At 71.0% G+C, this 1,786-nt stretch carries 2 protein-coding genes; both read right to left on the bottom strand.

The window, feature by feature from the left end; genetic code table 11:
* Position 1 precedes the first annotated feature (1 nt).
* Positions 2-1,330, bottom strand: coding sequence for a PHB depolymerase family esterase (locus LPU61_RS31430; protein ID WP_229406983.1), 1,329 nt, complete (start codon positions 1,328-1,330; stop codon positions 2-4).
* 140 nt (positions 1,331-1,470) lie between these two features.
* A partial coding sequence (locus tag LPU61_RS31425) for a cellulose binding domain-containing protein (RefSeq protein ID WP_229406982.1) occupies positions 1,471-1,786 on the bottom strand: 316 nt, incomplete at its 5' end.

Raw genomic sequence — 1,786 nt, 5'->3', positions numbered from 1 at the left:
GTCAGCTGGCGGTGCAGGTGGGGGTCTGGGTCGGCGCGGTGCCGTTGCCCTGGAACCCGAACTCCGTCACCTGACCGGCCGCGAGCTGACCGTTGTAGTCGACGTTGGCGAACCGCACCGTCCCCGAACTACCACTGGCCGTCGCCGACCACGTACCCGTGACACTCGTGCCACCCGGCAACGTCACACTCACGTTCCAACCCCGGGTACCACCAGAACCCGCAGTCACCTTCACCGTCGCCACGAAACCACCCGTCCACGAATTCGCCGACACCGTCGCCGAACAACCCGCCCCATCCGGCGGCGGAGTCGTCGGCGGCGGCGTGGTCGGGGGCGGCGTGGTGGGGGGCGGCGTGGTGGGGGGCGGCGTGGTGGGGGGCGGAGTCGTCGGGGGCGGCGTGGTGGGGCTGGCCGCGTCGAAGCCGAGGAAGCGGATGGCCTGCGCGGCGTCGAAGGGGATGGAGTGGCCGTACCCCTGGAAGCTGATCGCCTCGACCGGCGCGGTGCCGCCGGTGCCGCCGTAGCGGGTACGGGTGGCGCTGGTCTGCGGGTAGTCGGTGTAGGCCGGCGTCTGGGACACGCCGAGTACGTTGGTCCACTGCTTGATCTGCTCGCCGAAGTTGACGTAGCTCAGCGTGGTGTCCGTGGTGCCGTGCCAGATCTGCATGCGGGGACGCTTGCCGGTGTAGCCGGGATACGCGTTGCGCACCAGGTCGCCCCACTGCTGCGGGGTCTTGACGATCCGTCCGCCGGAGCACTCGCTGTTCCACTCCGAGCCGTTCGTGGTGGCGAAACAGCCGAACGGCACGCCCGAGGAGCTCACCCCGGCGTGGAACACGTCCGGGTAGAGGCCGGCCATCACGTTGGTCATCATGGCTCCGGACGAGAAGCCGATGACCCCGATGCGGTTCGCGTCGACCGGGTAGCGGCCGCGGACGTAGTCGATCATGGACTTGAGGCCGACCGGGTCGCTGCCGCCGTCGCGCCGCAGGGCCTGCGGGGAGGAGACGTCCCAGCACTTGCTGCTGCGGGTCACCGACGGGTAGATCACGATGTAGCCGTAGCGGTCGGCGAGGGAGCTGAGCTGAAAGCCGGTGTGCACCGCCGGCCCGCTGCCGGTGCAGTAGTGCAGGGCCAGCAGCAGTGCGGGCCGGGCCGCCACCCGGTCCGGCACGTACAGGTGCATCTGGAGGTTGGTCGGGTTGGTGCCGAAGTTGGTCACCTGGGTGAGCGTCGCGGCCGACGCCGGGGTGGCGGCGGTGATCACGGCCGTCGTCGTCGCCAGGGCCGTCGCCAGCGCGGCCGCCAGCAGGGCGATCCTTCGTTTCATCGGCGGTTCCTTCGTGGTGGTGGGTGCGGCGGCAGGGCAGGGCAGGGCCCGGCCTGGTCGGGCCGGGCACCGGTCGCCGGGCCGGCCCGACCAGGGGCGTCGGCCCGACCCGGAGCACCCCGGGTCGGGCCGACGGTGGATCAGCTGGCGGTGCAGGTGGGGGTCTGGGTCGGCGCGGTGCCGTTGCCCTGGAACCCGAACTCCGTCACCTGACCGGCCGCGAGCTGACCGTTGTAGTCGACGTTGGCGAACCGCACCGTCCCCGAACTACCACTGGCCGTCGCCGACCACGTACCCGTGACACTCGTGCCACCCGGCAACGTCACACTCACGTTCCAACCCCGGGTACCACCAGAACCCGCAGTCACCTTCACCGTCGCCACGAAACCACCCGTCCACGAATTCGCCGACACCGTCGCCGAACAACCCGCCCCACCCGGCGGCGGAGTCGTCGGG

It is taken from the genome of Micromonospora sp. NBRC 110038 (assembly GCF_020884815.1).
Classification (GTDB): Bacteria; Actinomycetota; Actinomycetes; order Mycobacteriales; family Micromonosporaceae; genus Micromonospora; species Micromonospora haikouensis.
This window is presented reverse-complemented; position numbering and strand designations above follow the sequence as displayed.

Excerpts from the sequence above, each read along its gene's own strand:
- LPU61_RS31430 (WP_229406983.1), bottom strand. The coding sequence starts at position 1,330 with ATGAAACGAAGGATCGCCCTGCTGGCGGCCGCGCTGGCGACGGCCCTG.